Origin of the sequence: Gordonia namibiensis NBRC 108229 (assembly GCF_000298235.1) — a bacterium.
Lineage (GTDB): Bacteria > Actinomycetota > Actinomycetes > Mycobacteriales > Mycobacteriaceae > Gordonia > Gordonia namibiensis.
On the sequence record NZ_BAHE01000048.1, the window covers coordinates 1 to 17,105 of the forward strand.

The 17,105-nt window shown below is 66.9% G+C and carries 18 protein-coding genes; 8 read left to right on the plus strand and 10 right to left on the minus strand.

Annotated elements, in window-relative coordinates; all coding sequences use genetic code 11:
* Window positions 1-746 (plus strand): HNH endonuclease signature motif containing protein (locus tag GONAM_RS18885; protein WP_006868358.1); only part of this gene is annotated, 746 nt, incomplete at its 5' end.
* 238 nt (window positions 747-984) lie between these two features.
* Here the strand turns inward: GONAM_RS18885 and GONAM_RS18890 are convergent.
* The 4 genes from GONAM_RS18890 to GONAM_RS18905 all read right to left on the minus strand — a co-directional run bounded on the left by GONAM_RS18890 (window position 985) and on the right by GONAM_RS18905 (window position 5,574).
* Window positions 985-1,755 carry a DUF6928 family protein gene (locus GONAM_RS18890; RefSeq protein ID WP_006868359.1) on the minus strand — a complete coding sequence of 257 codons (771 nt, stop codon included), beginning with the start codon at window positions 1,753-1,755 and terminating at the stop codon, window positions 985-987.
* Window positions 1,756-1,758: 3 nt separating this feature from the next.
* On the minus strand, window positions 1,759-2,826 hold the full coding sequence (sepH, locus tag GONAM_RS18895) for a septation protein SepH (protein WP_040536952.1): 1,068 nt from the start codon (window positions 2,824-2,826) through the stop codon (window positions 1,759-1,761).
* A 232-nt stretch (window positions 2,827-3,058) separates the two neighbouring features.
* A complete protein-coding gene (serC, locus tag GONAM_RS18900) occupies window positions 3,059-4,204 on the minus strand; it encodes a phosphoserine transaminase (RefSeq protein ID WP_006868361.1) in 1,146 nt (381 codons plus the stop codon).
* 242 nt (window positions 4,205-4,446) lie between these two features.
* On the minus strand, window positions 4,447-5,574 hold the full coding sequence (locus GONAM_RS18905) for a citrate synthase 2 (RefSeq protein WP_006868362.1): 1,128 nt from the start codon (window positions 5,572-5,574) through the stop codon (window positions 4,447-4,449).
* Between the two features lie 166 nt (window positions 5,575-5,740).
* Between GONAM_RS18905 and pdxH the strand changes: the two genes are divergently transcribed.
* From pdxH to GONAM_RS18920, 3 genes are all read left to right on the plus strand, one after another.
* Window positions 5,741-6,436: a pyridoxamine 5'-phosphate oxidase gene (gene pdxH, locus GONAM_RS18910; RefSeq protein ID WP_282578788.1), complete on the plus strand. Its 696-nt coding sequence runs from the start codon at window positions 5,741-5,743 to the stop codon at window positions 6,434-6,436.
* Between the two features lie 89 nt (window positions 6,437-6,525).
* The gene (locus GONAM_RS18915) at window positions 6,526-7,794 is read left to right on the plus strand and encodes an MFS transporter (RefSeq protein WP_006868364.1); all 1,269 of its coding nucleotides are present in this window, start codon (window positions 6,526-6,528) and stop codon (window positions 7,792-7,794) included.
* Window positions 7,795-7,838: 44 nt separating this feature from the next.
* The gene (locus GONAM_RS18920; RefSeq protein WP_006868365.1) at window positions 7,839-8,912 is read left to right on the plus strand and encodes an isopenicillin N synthase family dioxygenase; all 1,074 of its coding nucleotides are present in this window, start codon (window positions 7,839-7,841) and stop codon (window positions 8,910-8,912) included.
* 107 nt (window positions 8,913-9,019) lie between these two features.
* On the opposite strand, the gene GONAM_RS18925 is transcribed toward GONAM_RS18920, so the two are convergent.
* The 6 genes from GONAM_RS18925 to GONAM_RS18950 all read right to left on the minus strand — a co-directional run bounded on the left by GONAM_RS18925 (window position 9,020) and on the right by GONAM_RS18950 (window position 12,756).
* Window positions 9,020-10,141, minus strand: a complete 1,122-nt coding sequence (locus GONAM_RS18925) for an oxygenase MpaB family protein (RefSeq protein WP_006868366.1) — start codon at window positions 10,139-10,141, stop codon at window positions 9,020-9,022.
* Between the two features lie 45 nt (window positions 10,142-10,186).
* Entirely contained in the window at window positions 10,187-10,456 is a 270-nt protein-coding gene (locus GONAM_RS18930; protein WP_006868367.1) for a DUF4235 domain-containing protein, read from the minus strand.
* A gap of 24 nt (window positions 10,457-10,480) precedes the next feature.
* On the minus strand, window positions 10,481-10,738 hold the full coding sequence (locus tag GONAM_RS18935; protein ID WP_006868368.1) for a DUF3618 domain-containing protein: 258 nt from the start codon (window positions 10,736-10,738) through the stop codon (window positions 10,481-10,483).
* Window positions 10,739-11,134 carry a phage holin family protein gene (locus GONAM_RS18940; protein ID WP_006868369.1) on the minus strand — a complete coding sequence of 132 codons (396 nt, stop codon included), beginning with the start codon at window positions 11,132-11,134 and terminating at the stop codon, window positions 10,739-10,741. It lies immediately after the preceding gene.
* Between the two features lie 84 nt (window positions 11,135-11,218).
* The gene (locus GONAM_RS18945) at window positions 11,219-12,091 is read right to left on the minus strand and encodes a 5-oxoprolinase subunit C family protein (RefSeq protein WP_006868370.1); all 873 of its coding nucleotides are present in this window, start codon (window positions 12,089-12,091) and stop codon (window positions 11,219-11,221) included.
* The gene (locus GONAM_RS18950; protein ID WP_006868371.1) at window positions 12,088-12,756 is read right to left on the minus strand and encodes a 5-oxoprolinase subunit B family protein; all 669 of its coding nucleotides are present in this window, start codon (window positions 12,754-12,756) and stop codon (window positions 12,088-12,090) included. The genes GONAM_RS18945 and GONAM_RS18950 overlap by 4 nt, the downstream gene beginning before the upstream one ends.
* Window positions 12,757-12,796: 40 nt before the next feature.
* Here GONAM_RS18950 and GONAM_RS18955 point away from each other — a divergent pair, with 40 nt between their 5' ends.
* From GONAM_RS18955 to GONAM_RS18970, 4 genes are all read left to right on the plus strand, one after another.
* On the plus strand, window positions 12,797-13,735 hold the full coding sequence (locus GONAM_RS18955; RefSeq protein WP_006868372.1) for a carbohydrate kinase family protein: 939 nt from the start codon (window positions 12,797-12,799) through the stop codon (window positions 13,733-13,735).
* Between the two features lie 61 nt (window positions 13,736-13,796).
* Window positions 13,797-15,119 carry a citrate synthase gene (locus GONAM_RS18960; protein WP_006868373.1) on the plus strand — a complete coding sequence of 441 codons (1,323 nt, stop codon included), beginning with the start codon at window positions 13,797-13,799 and terminating at the stop codon, window positions 15,117-15,119.
* Window positions 15,120-15,191: 72 nt separating this feature from the next.
* Window positions 15,192-15,560, plus strand: coding sequence for an FKBP-type peptidyl-prolyl cis-trans isomerase (locus GONAM_RS18965; protein WP_005198205.1), 369 nt, complete (start codon window positions 15,192-15,194; stop codon window positions 15,558-15,560).
* Window positions 15,561-15,574: 14 nt separating this feature from the next.
* Window positions 15,575-16,861 carry a cryptochrome/photolyase family protein gene (locus GONAM_RS18970; protein ID WP_006868374.1) on the plus strand — a complete coding sequence of 429 codons (1,287 nt, stop codon included), beginning with the start codon at window positions 15,575-15,577 and terminating at the stop codon, window positions 16,859-16,861.
* The last annotated feature ends 244 nt before the right edge of the window (window positions 16,862-17,105 follow it).

Genomic DNA, 17,105 nt, shown 5'->3' on the forward strand with positions numbered 1-17,105 from the left:
CCCTCAACGCCCTGTTGAAGGCGGTACTGGAGGACGGGCTACTGGGTAAGAGTCACCGCGGGTTACCGACCCAACTGATCATCAAAGCCGACCTCAACGACCTCCGCCGCGAAGCCGGCTTCGCCACCACCGCCACCGGCACCCTCATCCCCATCCCCGAACTCATCGACATGGCCGCCGACGCCCAACCCTGGCTGGCGGTGTTCAAAGACGCCACCGCAGTCCCGCTGTACTTCGGACGCGGCAAACGCCTAGCCACCCGCGAACAACGACTGGTGTCCTTCGCCCGACCCGACGGCGAAAACTGCTCCACCCCCGGCTGCGACCTCGCCGCCGCACACGTCGAGATCCACCACGCCCAACTCGATTGGGCCGACGGTGGACTCACCGACATCACCGACCTCGCCCCCGCCTGCCCGAAACACAACCGCATGGTCGGGAACCAGGCAGGCCAGTACACCACCCGCATGGTGCGTGAAGGACCCGACGAAGGGCGCTGCGCCTGGCGACTCAACGCCGAACCCGGTGCACCACCCAACCCCGAACGCATCAACCGGCGACCCGACATACCCCGCCGATTCGCCGAACACCTCCAACACGTGCGCGACGAAATCCACGGACCCCAACCGGAGCCCGGCGATGAAACACGCCTACAGCTACGCGAGGTCATCGACCTGCGCAACGCCTCCGACGCCGAAGCCACCCTCGCCTCAATACTGCTTGCCGCCGCGTACCCGCGTGGGTGAGAAGTCGCGAGGGATGGTCGCCGGCCCTTCGAGGCTCGCTGCGCTCGCACCTCAGGGAGCGATGGGTAACGCACGTAATCACTCTCACGTCAGGGAGCGATGGGTAACGCACCCAATCACTCTCACGTCAGGGAGCGAGAGGCAACGCACGCAATCACTCTCACGTCAGGAAGCGGATAGGTGACGCACGCAAACGCTCTCAAGCCTCAGAGGTTGTGACCAGACGATCGTCGTCGACCTAGAACCCGAAGTACTCCCGGAACCGTCCACGCTTGCGAGGTGCCCCCGCGGGAGCGCTCCGTTCCGCACCACGCGCGGCGGTGGCTCTCCGATAGCTTTCGAAATCGTCGGCGGTCGGCTCGTATTCGGCGGGATGAAGTGCGAAGCAGGTGACGGTGATGTCCGCCGGGTCGAGGTCCGTGGGCGCGAGGGGATGGGTGTAGCGGAACCCGAGCCAGGACCGGTTGGCCTCTTCGGCGAGCTGGGCCGGATGGAAGGGGAGTGCCATACCTTGGTTTGGCACGCCGTCAGCGTAGGTGAGCGGGAACTCGCCGCCCCAGAACGGCTTCTCGAAGGTGAACGGGAGGCCCTCGTCCTCGTGGATGGTCACGGGGTCGGCGGAGAACGAACGTCGGAGTGTGCCCGACTCCCATCGTGCGAATGCACCGAACGACGTCTCGGGTTCGGTGTAGAGCAACGTCGTGACACTGCTCGGTCGGATCGCGGTCAACGTTCGGGTCAGCATCGAGGGAGTCGCCGTCTCGAACAGTGAGCATGAGATCACGGCGAGCGAGCCGTAGAACCCGGCGTAGACGTGGTGATCCTTCGCGGCAGCCGCGGTCGCGAGGTCGGTGTCGACGAGCGGCACGAGCACGCTGTCGCCGTAGATCTTCGACGCGAGTTGCTGGGCGTGCTGATGGTCGTGCCGTGGTGCGCGCACGACGGTTCGGAGGTCGTCGGCCGGGTCAGGGGAGTCGATGAACCAGACGGTGGCGGCGCGTGCCGACATCGATCAGCTGTTCCCGTTGCTACGTACGCCGAGCAGGACGTCCTCCCAGGCGGGCACGGCGGGCTTGCGGGCCTTCTTCTTGCGCGGACGGTCGGCGTGGGCCGGTCCCGGTTCGCGGGTCGCCGACGAATCAGGAGTGCCGTGCTGGGCGGCCGCCGGCTCGTCGTCGGCTTCGGCGGTCTCCCGGACTGCGGGTTCGGCGGGCTCCTCGTCGTCGACGACGGGGGCGGCTTCGACGGGAGCCTGTTCGACGGGAGCGGAGATCGGGGTGATTGGAGCCGGCGCAGCGTGCTCGTCGGTCTCGTCATCGCCGAACCCGAAATCGAGTGGGACGGTGCCGTGGTCGTCGTCCGCCGTGCGACGTTCCTGCCGTGCACGCTGAGCACCGATGAGGGAGTTGGCGTCGATGGTGACTTCCTCACGCCCGGCGGACGTCGTCTCGACGGCGACCTCCGGTGCGGCGACCGGAGTGAGTCGACGCCGCGGCGCGATGGTCTCGGGATGGGTCAGTTCGTCGGCCAGGTCGTCGAGCGGGTCGACGGTGCCGCCGTGGGTGCCGGGCTGGTATCGCCAGTGCGCGAGATTGTCGGTGCGTCCGACGCTCCAGGCGACCTGCACGACCCAGTAGCCGCCGTCGTCCTTCCAGGCGTCCCAGTCGGCGTCCGCCGGGTTGTGCCCGTACGCGACGAGACCTTCTGCCACGGATTCGGCGAGAGTCGCGACGGCCGGGCCGTCATGCCGGATCGGGTGGGCCGCTCCGGCGAGCTCGGTGGCGCGGCTGCGCTCGAGGAGCACCGGGTGGGCGAATCGTTCGATCTTGTCGACACCCACCCCGGCCGCGGCGGCGACCTCGGCGACGGAGGCACCCGCGCGGATGCGTGCCTGGATCTCTCGTGGCCTCAATGCACTTTCCATCTCGATCTCGATCTGTCCCAGCCTGGTGATGTCGCCGCGGGCCGCGGCGCGAAGGCGTTCGTCGGAGGCGATCCGGAATTTCTCACCCGATTGAGGGTCTTGGCAGATGACGTGGGAACCATCGGTTTCCACTCCGACGACGCGGAGCTCACGCATCTGCTCCTCCTCCGGTGGGTTCATGCATTGGGGTCACATTAACTCACCGATCTGCCGATTCACTGTGGGACACGCGGTAAAACCGCAGTTCAGAACGCGTGGGGCCGTTGCGACACCAGCGATGGGTGCGTCGTATGTGGTCTGTGGTGTCCAGGCTACCCGTCCGCCTGAACGCGACCGGCGCGTCGACCCGAGGGTGCGACGCGCCGGTGACGGACCGTTCTGGCCGAGCTCAGAGGCGCTCGACGATGTAGTCGATGCAGTTGGTGAGCTTGGTGATGTCCTCGGGATCGATGGCCGGGAACATGCCGATACGCAGCTGGTTGCGGCCCAGCTTGCGGTACGGCTCGGTGTCGACGACACCGTTGGCACGCAGGGTCTTGGCAACCGCCGCGGCGTCGACGTCGTCGTTGAAGTCGATGGTGCCGACAACCTGGCTGCGGTTGGCTGCCTCGGCGACGAACGGCGTCGCGTACTCGCTGGCTTCGGCCCACTGGTACAGACGCGAGCTCGAGTCGGCGGTGCGCGAGACACACCAGTCGAGGCCGCCGTTGTTGTTCATCCACTCGATCTGGTTGGCGAACAGCAGCAACGAGCCGACGGCCGGGGTGTTGTAGGTCTGGTTCTTGCTGCTGTTGTCGACGGCGGTCGGCAGCGACAGGAACTCCGGGCACCAGCGGTCGGTCTCGGCGATCTCGGCGACGCGGGCGAGTGCGCGCGGGCTCATCAGGGCGACCCACAGGCCGCCGTCCGAGGCAAAGCACTTCTGCGGCGCGAAGTAGTAGACGTCGGAGTCGGCAACGTTGACGGGCAGGCCGCCTGCACCGGAGGTGGCGTCGATGGCGATGAGCGCGTCGTCGGAGCCGGCGGGGCGAACGACCGGCACGGACACACCGGTCGAGGTCTCGTTGTGGGCCCAGCCGATGAGGTCGACGCCACCGAAGTCGTCAGCGGTCAGCGCGGCCGGGTCGGGGGCGGTACCGGGATCGGTGGAGATGACCGCGGGCGAGTCCAGGAACGGTGCCTTCTTGGCGACGGTCGCGAACTTCGACGAGAACTCGCCGTAGGTGAGGTGGAGCGAACGCTGCTTGATCAGACCGAACGCGGCGGCATCCCAGAAGGCGGTGGTGCCGCCGTTGGACAGGACGACCTCGTAACCGTCGGGCAACGAGAACAGGTTGGCCAGACCCTCACGGATCGAGCCGACCACGTTCTTGACCGGAGCCTGACGGTGGCTGGTGCCGAACACCGATGCGCCGGTGTCGACGAGGGACTGCAACTGCTCGGGGCGCACCTTCGACGGTCCGCAACCGAAGCGGCCGTCCGACGGCAGCAGGTCGGCGGGCAGGGTGATGGGTGCGGTTGCGGAATCGCTCATGGCAGCAATTCTAGGGTTGTGGCGGACGCCACTTCCCGGCCACCTCGGCTTACGCGCTACCGAGCGCTCCCGGAATCGGCATTTCGGACTATTGCGGCGGGCCTTCCCGAGAATCGCTACTCGAGCCCAGAACGCCTTTCATCCGGGTTGACCGGCCATGCAGCACAGCGGCTGACTGATGGCTCACCACGCCGCGCCAGACCTTGGTCAGGGGCCAGTCTGCTCGAATTCTGCTGCGCCGATTACAGCCCCGGCTTCACCAGGTCACCCCAGCCGGCGACATCCTCGGGACGGCGGGGTGCGGCACCGGTGTAGATCGCCGCGGGGCGGACGAGCTTGCCGAGGCGCTTCTGCTCCAGGATGTGGGCACACCAGCCGGCGGTGCGTCCGCAGGTGAACATGGCGGGCATCATGTGCGGCGGGACCTCGGCGAAGTCGAGGATGACGGCCGCCCAGAATTCGACATTGGTCTCGATCGCACGGTCGGGGCGTCGCTCACGGAGCTCGGTGAGTGCGGCCTGCTCGAGCGCGGCGGCCACCTCGAAGCGCGGTACCCCGAGTTCCTGGGCGGTGCGTCGGAGCACCCGGGCGCGGGGATCTTCGGCGCGGTACACGCGGTGTCCGAAGCCCATCAGCTCCTCCTTGCGGTCGAGGATGCCCTTCACCAATCCTCGTGCGTCGCCGGTGTTCTCGACCTCTTCGATCATCGGCAGCACGCGCGCCGGGGCGCCACCGTGCAGCGGTCCCGACATCGCGCCGATCGCTCCCGACAGCGACGCCGCGACGTCGGCGCCGGTGGAGGCGATGACCCGCGCGGTGAAGGTCGACGCATTCATGCCGTGCTCGGCGGCGCTGACCCAGTACGCGTCGATGGCGGCGACGTGCTTGGGATCCGGGTCGCCCTTCCATCGGGTCATGAACCGCTCGGTGACGGTGGAACATTTGTCGATGACGTGCTGCGGGACCGCGGGCTGGTGGATTCCGCGCGCTGATTGCGCCACATACGACAGCGCCATCACCGATGCGCGGGCCAGGTTCTCGCGCGCGGTCTCGTCGTCGATGTCGAGGAGCGGCTCGTAACCCCAGATCGGGGCGAGCATCGCGAGTGCGGCCTGCACGTCGACGCGCACGTCGCCGGTGTGGATGGGCAGCGGGAACGGTTCGGCCGGGGGCAGTCCGTCGCCGAACTTGCCGTCGACGAGGAGAGCCCACACATCGGCGAAGGTCACCTTGTTCTCGACGAGATCCTCGATGTCGACGCCGCGATAACGCAGGTTGCCGCCGTTCTTGTCGGGTTCGGCGATCTCGGTGGTGAATGCCACCACGCCTTCGAGACCTGGGACGAAATCCTCGGGAACTGCGTTGGCCATGACAACCACCTCACTCGAGACAACTGTGTCCTGAAATCACGTGCGTCGATCCAGATCGAACTGTAGATGAGCACGACGCCCTGCGTGTACCAGGGAGTAACGATGTCGTCGGAGTAAATTCAGGCGAGTGTTGGAGAAACCGCTCGATTCGATCGATCTGCCGAACATGCGCGTCGGCTACGGCGGAGGTATTCCGCCCAATATCGGAGAGGGCGATCGTGCGGCGGGAGCAGACGGAATTCGCGAGAACCTCGACCCCAGCTGGCTACGCGGCGATCCGCCGTGGCTCGACCTGTTCAGCGTCTGGCTGAAGGAAGCGCTCGAAGCCCGGATCGCCGAGCCCAACGCGATGGTCCTCGGGACCGCCGACGCCGACGGCCGACCGTCGACCCGCACCGTGTTGTGCAAGGGTGTCGATGCCAACGGGGTGGTCTTCTTCTCCGGCTACGAGTCCGACAAGGGTCGGCACCTGGCCGCCAACCCCTACGCGTCGGTGACGTTCCCGTGGATCGCGCTGGAACGTCAGGTTCATTTCCGCGGGCCTGTCGCGCACGTCAGCGCCGAGGAGACACAGGCCTACTGGGAGCTCCGACCCCGCGGCTCGCAGTTGTCGGCCGCCGCGTCGGATCAGTCCCGGCCGATCGGCAGCCGGCTCGAACTCGAGCAGAAGGCCGCAGATCTGGCCGACCGCTACGGCGGATTCGACGCCGGCGACGAGATCCCCGTCCCCTCGGACTGGGGTGGCTACCGCATCGACCCGGTTGAGGTCGAATTCTGGCAGGGCCGCGCCAACCGTCTCCACAACCGGGTGCGGCTCACCCACGTCGACCACGAATGGCACATCGAGCGGTTGCAGCCCTGAGACGGGACCACCCGTGATCGGCGGGGATGTGTAGCGGTCCTGACGGACCGGACGGAGGTCACACCTGCTGGCCTCCTAGCATCGTGGGAATGTCACGGCTCCTCGCAGACACGACGCCCCTGCGGAACCAGTACTTCCGGCGTCTGTGGATCGCGAACATCGTCACCGTCATCGGGGCCCAGCTCACGATCATCGCGGTGCCCGCGCAGATCTACGAGATCACCGGTAGCTCCGCATATGTCGGTCTGACAGGTGTGTTCGGTCTCGTCCCGCTCGTCGTCTTCGGACTGTGGGGCGGCGCACTGGCCGACGTCGTCGACCGTCGGACTCTGCTGATCGTCAGCACGATCGGCCTCATCGTCTGCAGCGCGCTGTTCTGGGCGCAGGCCGCGGCCGGCGGCGACAACGTGTGGATCCTGCTGGTGCTCTTCGCCGTTCAGCAGGCGTTCTTCGCGATCAACCAGCCGACACGGACCGCGGTCCTGCCCCGACTCATCGACGCGAAAGACCTGCCCGCGGCGTTGTCGCTGAACATGACGGTCATGCAGGCGGGCGCGATCGCCGGACCGCTCGTCGGTGGCGCGCTGATCCCGATCCTCGGCTACTCGTGGCTCTATTTCGCCGACACCCTGTTCCTGCTGCCGACACTCATCGCGGTCGTGATGCTGCCGTCGCTGCGGCCCGAGAGCGACGCTGCGCCGAAGGTCGCGGGCCTGCGATCGGTGATCGAAGGCCTCCGCTACCTGACCGGCCACAAGATCCTGATGGCGTCGTTCCTCGTGGACCTCATCGCGATGATCTTCGGCATGCCACGGGCGCTCTTCCCGCAGATGGCGCACGAGAACTTCGGCGGACCGGAGGGCGGCGGCATCGCTTTCGCCCTGCTGTTCACGGCGATCTCGGCGGGTGCCGTGGTCGGCGGCATCTTCTCGGGCTGGGTCACACGCGTCGAACGGCAGGGCCTGGCCGTGATCGTGTGCATCATCATCTGGGGTCTGGCGATCACCGGCACGGGCATCGCGGTCTCCTTCGCCGACGGTGCGGCGATGCCGATGCTCGTCGTCGCGGTGGTCCTGCTGATGATCGGCGGTGCCGCCGACATGGCCTCGGCCGCTTTCCGGCAGACCATCCTGCTCGAGGCCGCGAACGACGAGGTGCGCGGACGCCTGCAGGGCGTGTTCATCGTGGTGGTCGCCGGCGGGCCGCGAATCGCCGACGTCGCGCACGGTACCGCGGCGGCATCGATCGGCGTCGCAGCGGCGACGGCGTTCGGTGGCGTCGCCGTGGTGATCGCGACGATCATCGCCGCGCTGCTCATCCCGGCCTTCGTCCAGTACCGGGCAGGTCAGCGCACCTGACCCGTTCGTCGTCTGGCCAGCGGTTTTGACGTTTCGGTGTCACCATGGACGCCATGACCGCCGCCACCGAGGGTTTTCAGGTGCCGATCATCGACATCTCGCCCTACATCCGCAACGGTGATCCCGCCGATCGGGCCGTCGTCGCGGCCAAGGTCGACGACGCCGCCAGTTCGGTGGGGTTCATGCAGATCGTCGGCCATGAGATCCCGCCTGCGGTCATCGAGGAATTCACCGCGGTCATGGACGATTTCTTCGCGCTGCCACTGGAGGTGAAGAAGGCCTACCGCACCCCGCCGGATATCAACCGCGGTTATGCGCCACCGAAATCGGAGTCGTTGTCGCTGTCGTTGGGCGTCGAGCAGGCGGGCCGGATGAACGACTTCTTCGAGGCGTTCAACGTCGGCGTCGAAGCGCGCGAATACCCCGACCTCGCTCTTCCCGAGGACCACTACGCAGCGAACACGTGGCCGGCCGTCGACCATTTCGAGGCGGCGGTGTCGGCGTACTTCGTCGAGGCACGACGCGTCGCGCACACCCTGACCCGAATCTTCGCCGACGCCCTCGACCTCCCCGCCGATTTCTTCGAGGGCTTCACCGATCACTCGCTCGACGTTCTGCGCATGAACAACTACGCCCTCCCGCCCGGCGAGATCGATCTCGACGGGGAGCTGACGGGCATGGGGGAGCACACCGACTACGGCATCGTCACGGTGTTGTGGGCGGATCAGGTGAAAGGTCTGCAGGTCCTCGACCGCCAAGGTCGATGGCAGGACATCAGCCCCGAAGACGGTGCACTGCTGATCAATCTCGGTGACCTGATGGCCCGCTGGACCAACGAGCGGTGGATGTCGACGCTGCACCGGGTGAAACCGCCGATCGTCGACGGCGCGATCGAGCGCCGACGCTCCGCCGCCTACTTCCATGACGGCAACATCGACGCGATGATCGCGACTCTGCCGTCGTGTGTCGGTGCGGGAAGCCGGTACTCGCCGATCACGGTGGGGGAGCACATCGGCGCGAAACTCGCCGGCTCACGGGCCGGGCGGCCGAACCCCTACGCCCAGCGCGAAGCCGAACGGGTACGCCATGCGATGCGTCGAGGCTTGGGACAGCAGTAGGCCACACGAAGAGTTTCGCTCACTCCATCCGTTCTCGCTCACGCCGAAAGTGTGAGCGCCTACGGAACTCGTGAGCGCGCCGCGGGCGCGGCAGAGTTCCCCGGGATCTAGTCCGCGGTCAACACCGCCGGATACGTCGCCCGACGAGCGGCGGTCACCGGGCAGTAGTGCATCGGATTGTCGCGTTGATCGAGCGGCGGCAGGTTGCGCTTGGGTGTGTGCACGATGGGCGCGTCCTTCGCGACCTTGCCGTTGACGCGGTCCCAGGCGTCGCGCGGGCGCGGGTGGCGCAGGAAGCGCTTCGGCAGCATCTTGTGCATGACGAGGTTGATGCCCTTGCCCAGCAGGCGGAATCGACGCTCGTCGGCATCGGACCACTCGAGCCCGAGGATCTCGCGGATCGGCTCGTCGTAGAAGCCGGTGGTCAGCCACATGAACAGCTTCTGGTTCTGCGGGACGAGGTATTTGTCCCAGACCGACTTCGGGACGAAGCTCAGGAACGGCGGTGGCGGCAGCTGCGTGATGTCGAGGACCGTGCGCACTGAGACGTGGTCACGAAGTACGTTGCGGCACATGTGGTCCCAGTACTCGAGGAAATCCTCGTAGGTCTCCGGGACGGGACGCATCGACACGCCGTACTGGGCGTACCAGGCCTTGGACTCCTCGAACAGCTGGCGTTTCTGATCCTCGGTGAGGAACGGGCCGAATCGCTCGCACAGACGGACGTTGCCGTACCAGAACGTCGCATGTGCCCAGTAGAAGACGTCGGGATCGAGTGCGTGGTAACGCGATCCGTCCTCCATCGTGCCCTTGACCGTCTTGTGGTAGTCGCGCACCTCGAGCCCGGTCTTCGCGCCGGGGATGACGGAGTCGAAGACGACGCCGCTGATCGGGTAGAGCGAACGCATGAGGCGCTGCCAGCGTTCGCCGAAGAAGTCGGAGTGGTCCCAGACGGCCGCACCCAGCTTGGGGTGCATGTTCTGGATCGAGCCGGCCCACAGTCCCTGGAACATGCCGGTCCAGGTACCCCAGATCTGCCAGGTCAGCGAGTCGGGACCGAGGGGTTCGTACTCGTGGGCGGCTTTGACCCCGGAGGCATCGATCTCGTAGCCGTCTTCCGAGGACTGGGCGCCCGAGGCCTGCCCGGCCGGGCAGTTCGCCGCGGCCGGGGCGTCCTCTGCGGTGTGAACGGGACAGGTGTTCTGTGCGTCGTTCAGTACCTCGGTCATGAGACAGAACCCTAGGTTCGTCTCAGGTGGGTGTCAACCATCGGCCTAGTCGGGGCTCTCGTGCGTGACCGCTTTGTATCCGCGCGCTCCCGCCCGGTCGACGGCCGCGCGGACCAGCCCGAAGACGAGCCCCTGCAGTGCAGCGGCTGCCAACACCTCGGTGTTGCTGCGGTCGAGGTCCTTGGGATCGGGGGCTTCGGAATCATCGGAGATCCGCTTCCAGATCTGGCCGAACACGGCGCCCGCGGCGATTCCGCCGAGCACGCTCGTCGCCAGTGAGAGCGGTTTGTAGAACGTCTTGGACACGGCACTCATGTCGTACTCCTCGTAAATCGGGGGTCAGCTGCGACGGCGTTTGACGACGATGACGGCGCCGATGGCGAGCACCGCGGCCACCGCGACTCCGATCAGCGTCGTTCGGTTCTCCTCGGCCTTCACCTTCGCGGTCTGAGCGGTCTCCGACGCAGCGGTGTTCACGCGCGCCGGGACGTCGAGCTTGGCCGCCAGCGCGTCGACCGTCTCGGCGAGTTCCTCGCGCTGCTGTTCGATCGGCGGCGGGTCGCCGGCCGGATTCCGGTCGGGTTGTGTGTCACTCATCTAGAGGTGCTCCTTCACGGTTGCGACGTCGCGCTGGACGCTCTCGGCGGTGTGCTCGGGGGCGGGCGGGACAGCTGATTTCGCACGCTTGGCGCCGATGGCCGCGGCCGCTCCGCCGATCACCAGCAACGCCACGCCGACGATCACGGCGGCAAGCCATGCAGGAACTGCGTTGGCCAGGCCCAGGACGGCGGCGGCGATCAGCGTTCCGAGACCGAAGAGCATCAACAGGGTGCCCGCGCCGGAAATCCCCGCACCGACTCCGATCCGGGTGCCCTTGCCCTTCATCTCCGCCACCGCATTCTGCAGCTCGGTCTTGACCAGGGTGGTCGTCTGACTCTGCAGGCGTTCGACGAGTTGCACGGTCGACAGGTCGTTCACAGACGGATCGCTCACGTTGGTACCTCCATTTCGGGGACGTCCACCGCGTTCCCGACGGTCAGCGGTCCCAAACGTGAGCCCTGGACGGGACCCCCTGCGTCAGCGCCTTCGGAAGCGGACCTCCGAACCGGGGACCAGCTGGGCCGCGAGATCGACCGCGGCATCGGACATAACGGCCACGACGGGATAACCGCCGGTGACGGGATGGTCGGCGAGAAACAGCACGGGTCGTCCGCTCGGCGGCACCTGGACTGCGCCGTGTGCGACGCCCTCCGAACGCATTTCGCCCGCGTCTTCCCGATGCGCCAGCAGGGGATACGACGACGTTTCGGCGCGGTCGATGCGCACGCCGACGCGGTTGCTGTCGGCCCCCACGACCCATGTCCCCGCACACAGATCCGCGGGCGCCGCCAGCAGGTCGGCGCGAGGTCCCTCGTCCACCTCGAGTACGACGACCCGCGGATGCGCGGTGTTCGCCGGCGCCGACTCGACGGGCGGCCACTCGCCGGCGGCGTCACCCACCTTCACGGTCACATTCGCGGTCAGAACCGGCGGTCCCAAGCCCGACATGGTGTCGGTCGATCGAGACCCCAGGACCGGCTCGACGTCGAACCCGCCACGAACGGCGAGATAGTTGCGCAGATCCCATGTCGGCGGGTCGACAGCCAGTTCGTCACCTTCGCGCAGTACGACGGTCGCGGCGAGTCCGACGGGAACTCCGTTGTGGCGCACGGCGGTGTCGGCTCCCGTCACCACGGCCAGCACGTCGCCTTCCGCGCGGATGCGCAGGCCGCCGAGTGTCGTCTCGATCGTGGCCGCCGATTCGTGGTTACCGACAAGACGATTGGCCAATGTCAGCGAGCCGCGATCGGCACCGCCGGACGCGGGCACGCCGAGATGGGCGTAGCCGGGACGCCCGAGATCCTGGAAGGTCGCGAGGGGGCCGGTCGCGAGCACGGTGACGGCGGTCATCCGCGGCTGCCCGTCCCGGCGTCGACGAACCGCACGATCCGCCCGGTCGCGAACAGTGCGGGCGGGTCGGCCGTCTCGTCCCACAGGCGAACATCGGTGCGGCCCAACAACTGCCACCCGCCCGGACTCTCCTTGGGGTAGACAGCGCTGTAACCGGCGGCGATCGCCACCGCACCTTGCGGGACGCGTGTACGTGCCTCGGCGCGCCGGCCCACCGCGTCGAACGGGTGTGGTGTCGGGTCGTCGGCGACCAGATATCCGAACCCGGGCGCGAAACCCATGAACTGCACCCGCCAGCGCGTGCGGCAGTGCAGGCCGATCACCTCGTCGGGCGAGATGTCCAGAGCATCAGCGACATCCGCGAGGTCCTCGCCGTCGTAGCGGACGGGGATCACGATCTCGTCGGCCGACCCGGCACCGCGATCGATGCCGGGGCGTCGGCGCCGCAACGCCCGCCGCACACCCAGCTCGTCGACGCCACGACCCGGCCGAGCCTGCACCAGCAGCGTGTGCGCACTCGGCACCAGATCGGTGACCTCCGGCAACTCTCCCCGGTCCACCGCATCACGCAGGGCGACCGTCGCGTCGAGCACTGCAGCCGACGGGGACTCGTCGGCCGAGAAGTCGAGCACGACCGCGTCGGGGCCCGCCGGCAACTCACGCATGCACCGAATCTACCGCCGGGGGAATGGCAGACTGAGTGCCATGAGAGAGATCGTCGTCTGCGGCGAGGCGCTCGTCGACGTGGTGCAGGAGAAGCGGGCGTCCGGTGCGGCGCTGGCGCCGCTGCAGCCGGCGCTGGGCGGCGGGCCCTTCAACGTCGCGATCACCCTGGGACGCTTGGGGAGTGCCGTGTCATTGCTGTCGGCGGTGTCGACCGACAACTACGGCCGGGCGGTCGTCGGCGCACTGCAGGGTGCCGGTGTGGGTACGGCGATGCTGCAGCGCCGTGATGAACCGACGTCGCTGGCCCTGGCAACCATCGCCGACGACGGCTCCGCGCAGTATTCCTTCTACGTCCAGGGCACAGCGGATCGCACTGTCACCGACCCGGGTTCGCTCGCCCCGACCGTCGCGGCGGTGACCTTCGGGACCCTCTCGCTCGTGCTCGAACCGGGGGCGACCGTCTACGAGGATCTGATGCGGCGCTGCCGCACCGAACAACGGCTCGTCGTGCTGGACCCGAACATTCGCCCGGTCGTCATCCCGGACGCCGATGCCTACCGGAGCCGTTTCCGCAGTTGGATGTCGTCGGTCGACGTCGTGAAGCTGTCGGACGAGGATGCGGCGTGGCTGGGTGAGGGTCCCAGCGGGAGCGCTGTGAAGGACTGGCTCGCCGACGGTGTCGCCGCGGTGATCACCACCGCGGGGGCGTCCGGGATCACCGTGACCACCGCCGAGGACGAGGTCACCGTGCCGGCCCGGAACGTCGACGTCGTCGACACGATCGGGGCCGGCGACAGCGTCCCGGGAGGCATCGTCCACCAGCTCGACCGACTGGGCGCGCTGGCACCGGATTCGGTTCGCTCACTGACGACCGATCAGTGGCGTGAGGTTGCCGAATTCGCAGCTCACGTCGCTGCGGTCACCGTCTCCAGGCCCGGCGCCGACCCTCCTTGGGCAAGCGAGCTGAGAAGCGACTAGTTTGTACCTGTGTGTCCTATCCGGACACTGTCAAAAACTCTGATCTGAATAAGGGGTTCGTGTGTCTGCTGAAACAGTCCCAGCCGACCAGGCGTCCGACACGGCCTCAGCGACCTTCACCTACCCCGGTGGACAGCTGGAGCTCCCGATCCTGAAGGCCACCGAGGGCACCGACTCGGTTGCACTCGGCAAGTTCCTTGCCGAGACAAATCTGACCACCTTCGACGGTGGTTTCGTGAACACCGCGTCGACCAAGTCGGCCATCACCTACATCGACGGCGACGCCGGCATCCTGCGGTACCGCGGTATCCCGATCGACCAGCTCGCGGAGAAGTCGACCTTCATCGAGGTGAGCTACCTGCTCATCTACGGCGAGCTCCCGACACCGTCGCAGCTCGAGGACTTCACCACCAAGATCCAGCGGCACACCCTGCTGCACGAGGATCTCAAGCGTTTCTTCGACGGCTTCCCCCGCAACGCGCACCCGATGCCGGTGCTGTCGAGCGCGGTCAACGCCCTGTCGGCGTACTACCAGGATTCGCTCGATCCCAAGGACGACGAGCAGGTCGAGCTGTCGACGATCCGCCTCCTGGCGAAGCTGCCGACCATCGCCGCCTATGCCTACAAGAAGTCGGCCGGTCAGCCTTTCCTGTACCCGGACAACTCGCTGAGCCTCGTCGAGAACTTCCTGCGCATGACCTTCGGCTTCCCGGCCGAGCCCTACGAGGTCAACCCGGACGTCGCCAAGGCCCTCGACATGCTGTTCATCCTGCATGCCGATCACGAGCAGAACTGCTCGACCTCGACGGTCCGCCTCGTCGGCTCGTCGCAGGCGAACCTCTTCACCTCGATCTCCGGCGGCATCAACGCCCTCTGGGGCCCGCTGCACGGCGGCGCCAACCAGGCGGTGCTCGAGATGCTCGACGCCATCCGCGCCGACGGTGGCGACACCAAGGAGTTCATGAAGCGGGTGAAGAACAAGGAAGCCGGCGTCAAGCTGATGGGCTTCGGTCACCGCGTCTACAAGAACTACGACCCGCGCGCCGCGATCGTGAAGAAGACCGCCGACTCGATCCTCGAAACCCTCGGCGTCGAGGACGAACTCCTCGACATCGCGAAGGGCCTCGAAGAGGTCGCGCTGTCCGACGACTACTTCATCGAGCGCAAGCTCTACCCGAACGTGGACTTCTACACGGGCGTCATCTACCGTGCGATGGGCTTCCCGACGCGGATGTTCACCGTGCTGTTCGCGCTGGGTCGCCTGCCGGGCTGGATCGCCCACTGGCGTGAGATGCACGAGGACCCGACCACCAAGATCGGCCGTCCGCGTCAGCTCTACACCGGTTACACCGAGCGTGACTACGTGCAGATGGGTGATCGCTGAGCGATCGCCCCGCCGGGTCGGGCCGCGACCACCCGGAACACCGACTGACCGCCCGACTCAAAGGAGAGTCCTGTGACCAGCACTGAGAAGCCCGAAGTCGAGTTCCAGGCGGGTCCTCCGCCGGCCGACCTCACCATCACCGACCTGATCGTCGGCGACGGTGCCGAGGCCGTTCGCGGGGGCGTCGTCGATGTCCACTACGTCGGTGTCGACTATGAGACCGGCGAAGAGTTCGACTCCTCGTGGGATCGCGGCCAGTCGGCCAACTTCCCGCTGGACCGGCTCATCCCGGGCTGGCAGGAAGGCATCCCCGGCATGAAGGTCGGCGGCCGTCGCCAGCTGACCGTTCCGCCGGAGCTGGCCTACGGACCGGCCGGCGCAGGGCACCGGCTCTCGGGACGGACCCTCGTGTTCGTCATCGACCTGCTCGGAGTGGGCTGACGTCCACAAACCTGGTGTGGCTCAGACGCGACCTGCGTCTGAGTGACCTACCGGCGCTTTCCACAGCCAGAGGGACCGACGATTCGTCGGTCCTTCTGTGCTTTGTGGTGGACCCTCGGCTCGAGAAGTCGTCGGGGGAGCGTCGACTCGCATTCCTCTTCGATTCGCTCCGCGAGGTCGATGCCAAGCTCGACGGGAAACTGCTCGTCGTGCGGGGACGCCCCGACGAGGAGATCCCGCGCCTCGCGAAAGTCGTAGATGCCGAGGCCGTCCACATCTCCGCGGACTTCACCCCTTTCGGCCGGCGCCGCGACGAGGCCGTCGCCGAGGCGCTCGGCGAGATCCCGCTGGAGGCCACCGGTTCCCCGTATCTGGTCTCGCCCGGTCGGATCACCAAGGATGACGGTGAACCGTACAAGGTGTTCTCTCCGTACTTCCGCCGGTGGCATCAACACGGTTGGCGGAAACCGGCCGATTCCTCGATTCCGGGTTCCGCAGTTCTTGACCCGTCGCAGGTGACGAAGTCCGCCCGGATCACGATCCCGGAGGCGCCGACGACGCTGTCCTTCCCCGCCGGCGAGGACGCCGCGTTGGCCCGATGGGCCGAATTCGTCGACGACGATCTCGCCCACTACGACACCGGCCGCAACGATCCGGCCGCCGACGTGACCAGCCGGATGTCGGCATACCTGAAGTACGGCAACATCCACCCGCGCACGCTTGCCGCCGATCTCGCCAAAGGCGATGGGCCGCAGGCGTATCTACGCGAACTCGCCTTCCGCGACTTCTACGCAGACGTGCTCTTCCATTGGCCACACAGCTTGTGGCACAACTGGAATCGGCAATTCGACGACATCGAACTGGACACCGACGACGACGCCTACGAACGATTCGAGGCGTGGAAGGCCGGGCGTACCGGTTTTCCACTTGTCGACGCCGGCATGCGACAACTCGCCGAGACCGGCTGGATGCACAACCGGGTTCGCATGGTCACCGCGTCGTTCCTGGTGAAAGACCTCCACCTGCCGTGGTGGTGGGGTGCGGAGTGGTTTCTCGACCAGCTCGTCGACGGCGACATGGCGTCGAACAACCACGGATGGCAGTGGGCAGCCGGCACCGGAACCGATGCGGCACCGTACTTCCGGGTGTTCAACCCGGAAGCGCAGGCCAAGAAGTTCGATCCCAAGGGGGAGTACGTCCGACGCTGGGTAGGGGATGTCGACGCGGACGACTACCCGGAACCGATCGTCGACCACAAAGCCGAGCGCGAGGAAGCACTTCGACGGTTCGGTGCGATCTGACCGCCCAGAAATCCCTCTGACCAGCCGATTTGTGTTGAGGGTAAAGTCTGCGTAACTTATGTCGAGTCAGCGCGCCACGGCGCCGCCCCGGCCGGCCTGAGAGGGTCTGGAAGGGGAGTGGAGATCGGGCTTGCGGCTGACCGCCCCTGAACTTCTGGTTCGAGTCTTTGTGTCTCGGGTTGGTGTTTGAGGGGTTGCCAGATTCCTTCGGACTGCGGATCTTCGGGTTTGCGGGGCGGAGATT

Bases quoted from the DNA above. Each gene is read 5' to 3' on its own strand.
- serC (WP_006868361.1), bottom strand. From the start codon at position 4,204: ATGAGCGATTCCGCAACCGCACCCATCACCCTGCCCGCCGACCTGCTG.
- pdxH (WP_282578788.1), top strand. From the start codon at position 5,741: ATGCGCGTCGGCTACGGCGGAGGTATTCCGCCCAATATCGGAGAGGGC.
- GONAM_RS18890 (WP_006868359.1), bottom strand. From the start codon at position 1,755: ATGTCGGCACGCGCCGCCACCGTCTGGTTCATCGACTCCCCTGACCCG.
- GONAM_RS18920 (WP_006868365.1), top strand. From the start codon at position 7,839: ATGGACGCCATGACCGCCGCCACCGAGGGTTTTCAGGTGCCGATCATC.
- GONAM_RS18915 (WP_006868364.1), top strand. From the start codon at position 6,526: ATGTCACGGCTCCTCGCAGACACGACGCCCCTGCGGAACCAGTACTTC.
- GONAM_RS18935 (WP_006868368.1), bottom strand. From the start codon at position 10,738: ATGAGTGACACACAACCCGACCGGAATCCGGCCGGCGACCCGCCGCCG.
- GONAM_RS18930 (WP_006868367.1), bottom strand. From the start codon at position 10,456: ATGAGTGCCGTGTCCAAGACGTTCTACAAACCGCTCTCACTGGCGACG.
- GONAM_RS18950 (WP_006868371.1), bottom strand. From the start codon at position 12,756: ATGCGTGAGTTGCCGGCGGGCCCCGACGCGGTCGTGCTCGACTTCTCG.
- GONAM_RS18905 (WP_006868362.1), bottom strand. From the start codon at position 5,574: ATGGCCAACGCAGTTCCCGAGGATTTCGTCCCAGGTCTCGAAGGCGTG.
- GONAM_RS18955 (WP_006868372.1), top strand. From the start codon at position 12,797: ATGAGAGAGATCGTCGTCTGCGGCGAGGCGCTCGTCGACGTGGTGCAG.
- sepH (WP_040536952.1), bottom strand. From the start codon at position 2,826: ATGCGTGAGCTCCGCGTCGTCGGAGTGGAAACCGATGGTTCCCACGTC.
- GONAM_RS18945 (WP_006868370.1), bottom strand. From the start codon at position 12,091: ATGACCGCCGTCACCGTGCTCGCGACCGGCCCCCTCGCGACCTTCCAG.
- GONAM_RS18925 (WP_006868366.1), bottom strand. From the start codon at position 10,141: ATGACCGAGGTACTGAACGACGCACAGAACACCTGTCCCGTTCACACC.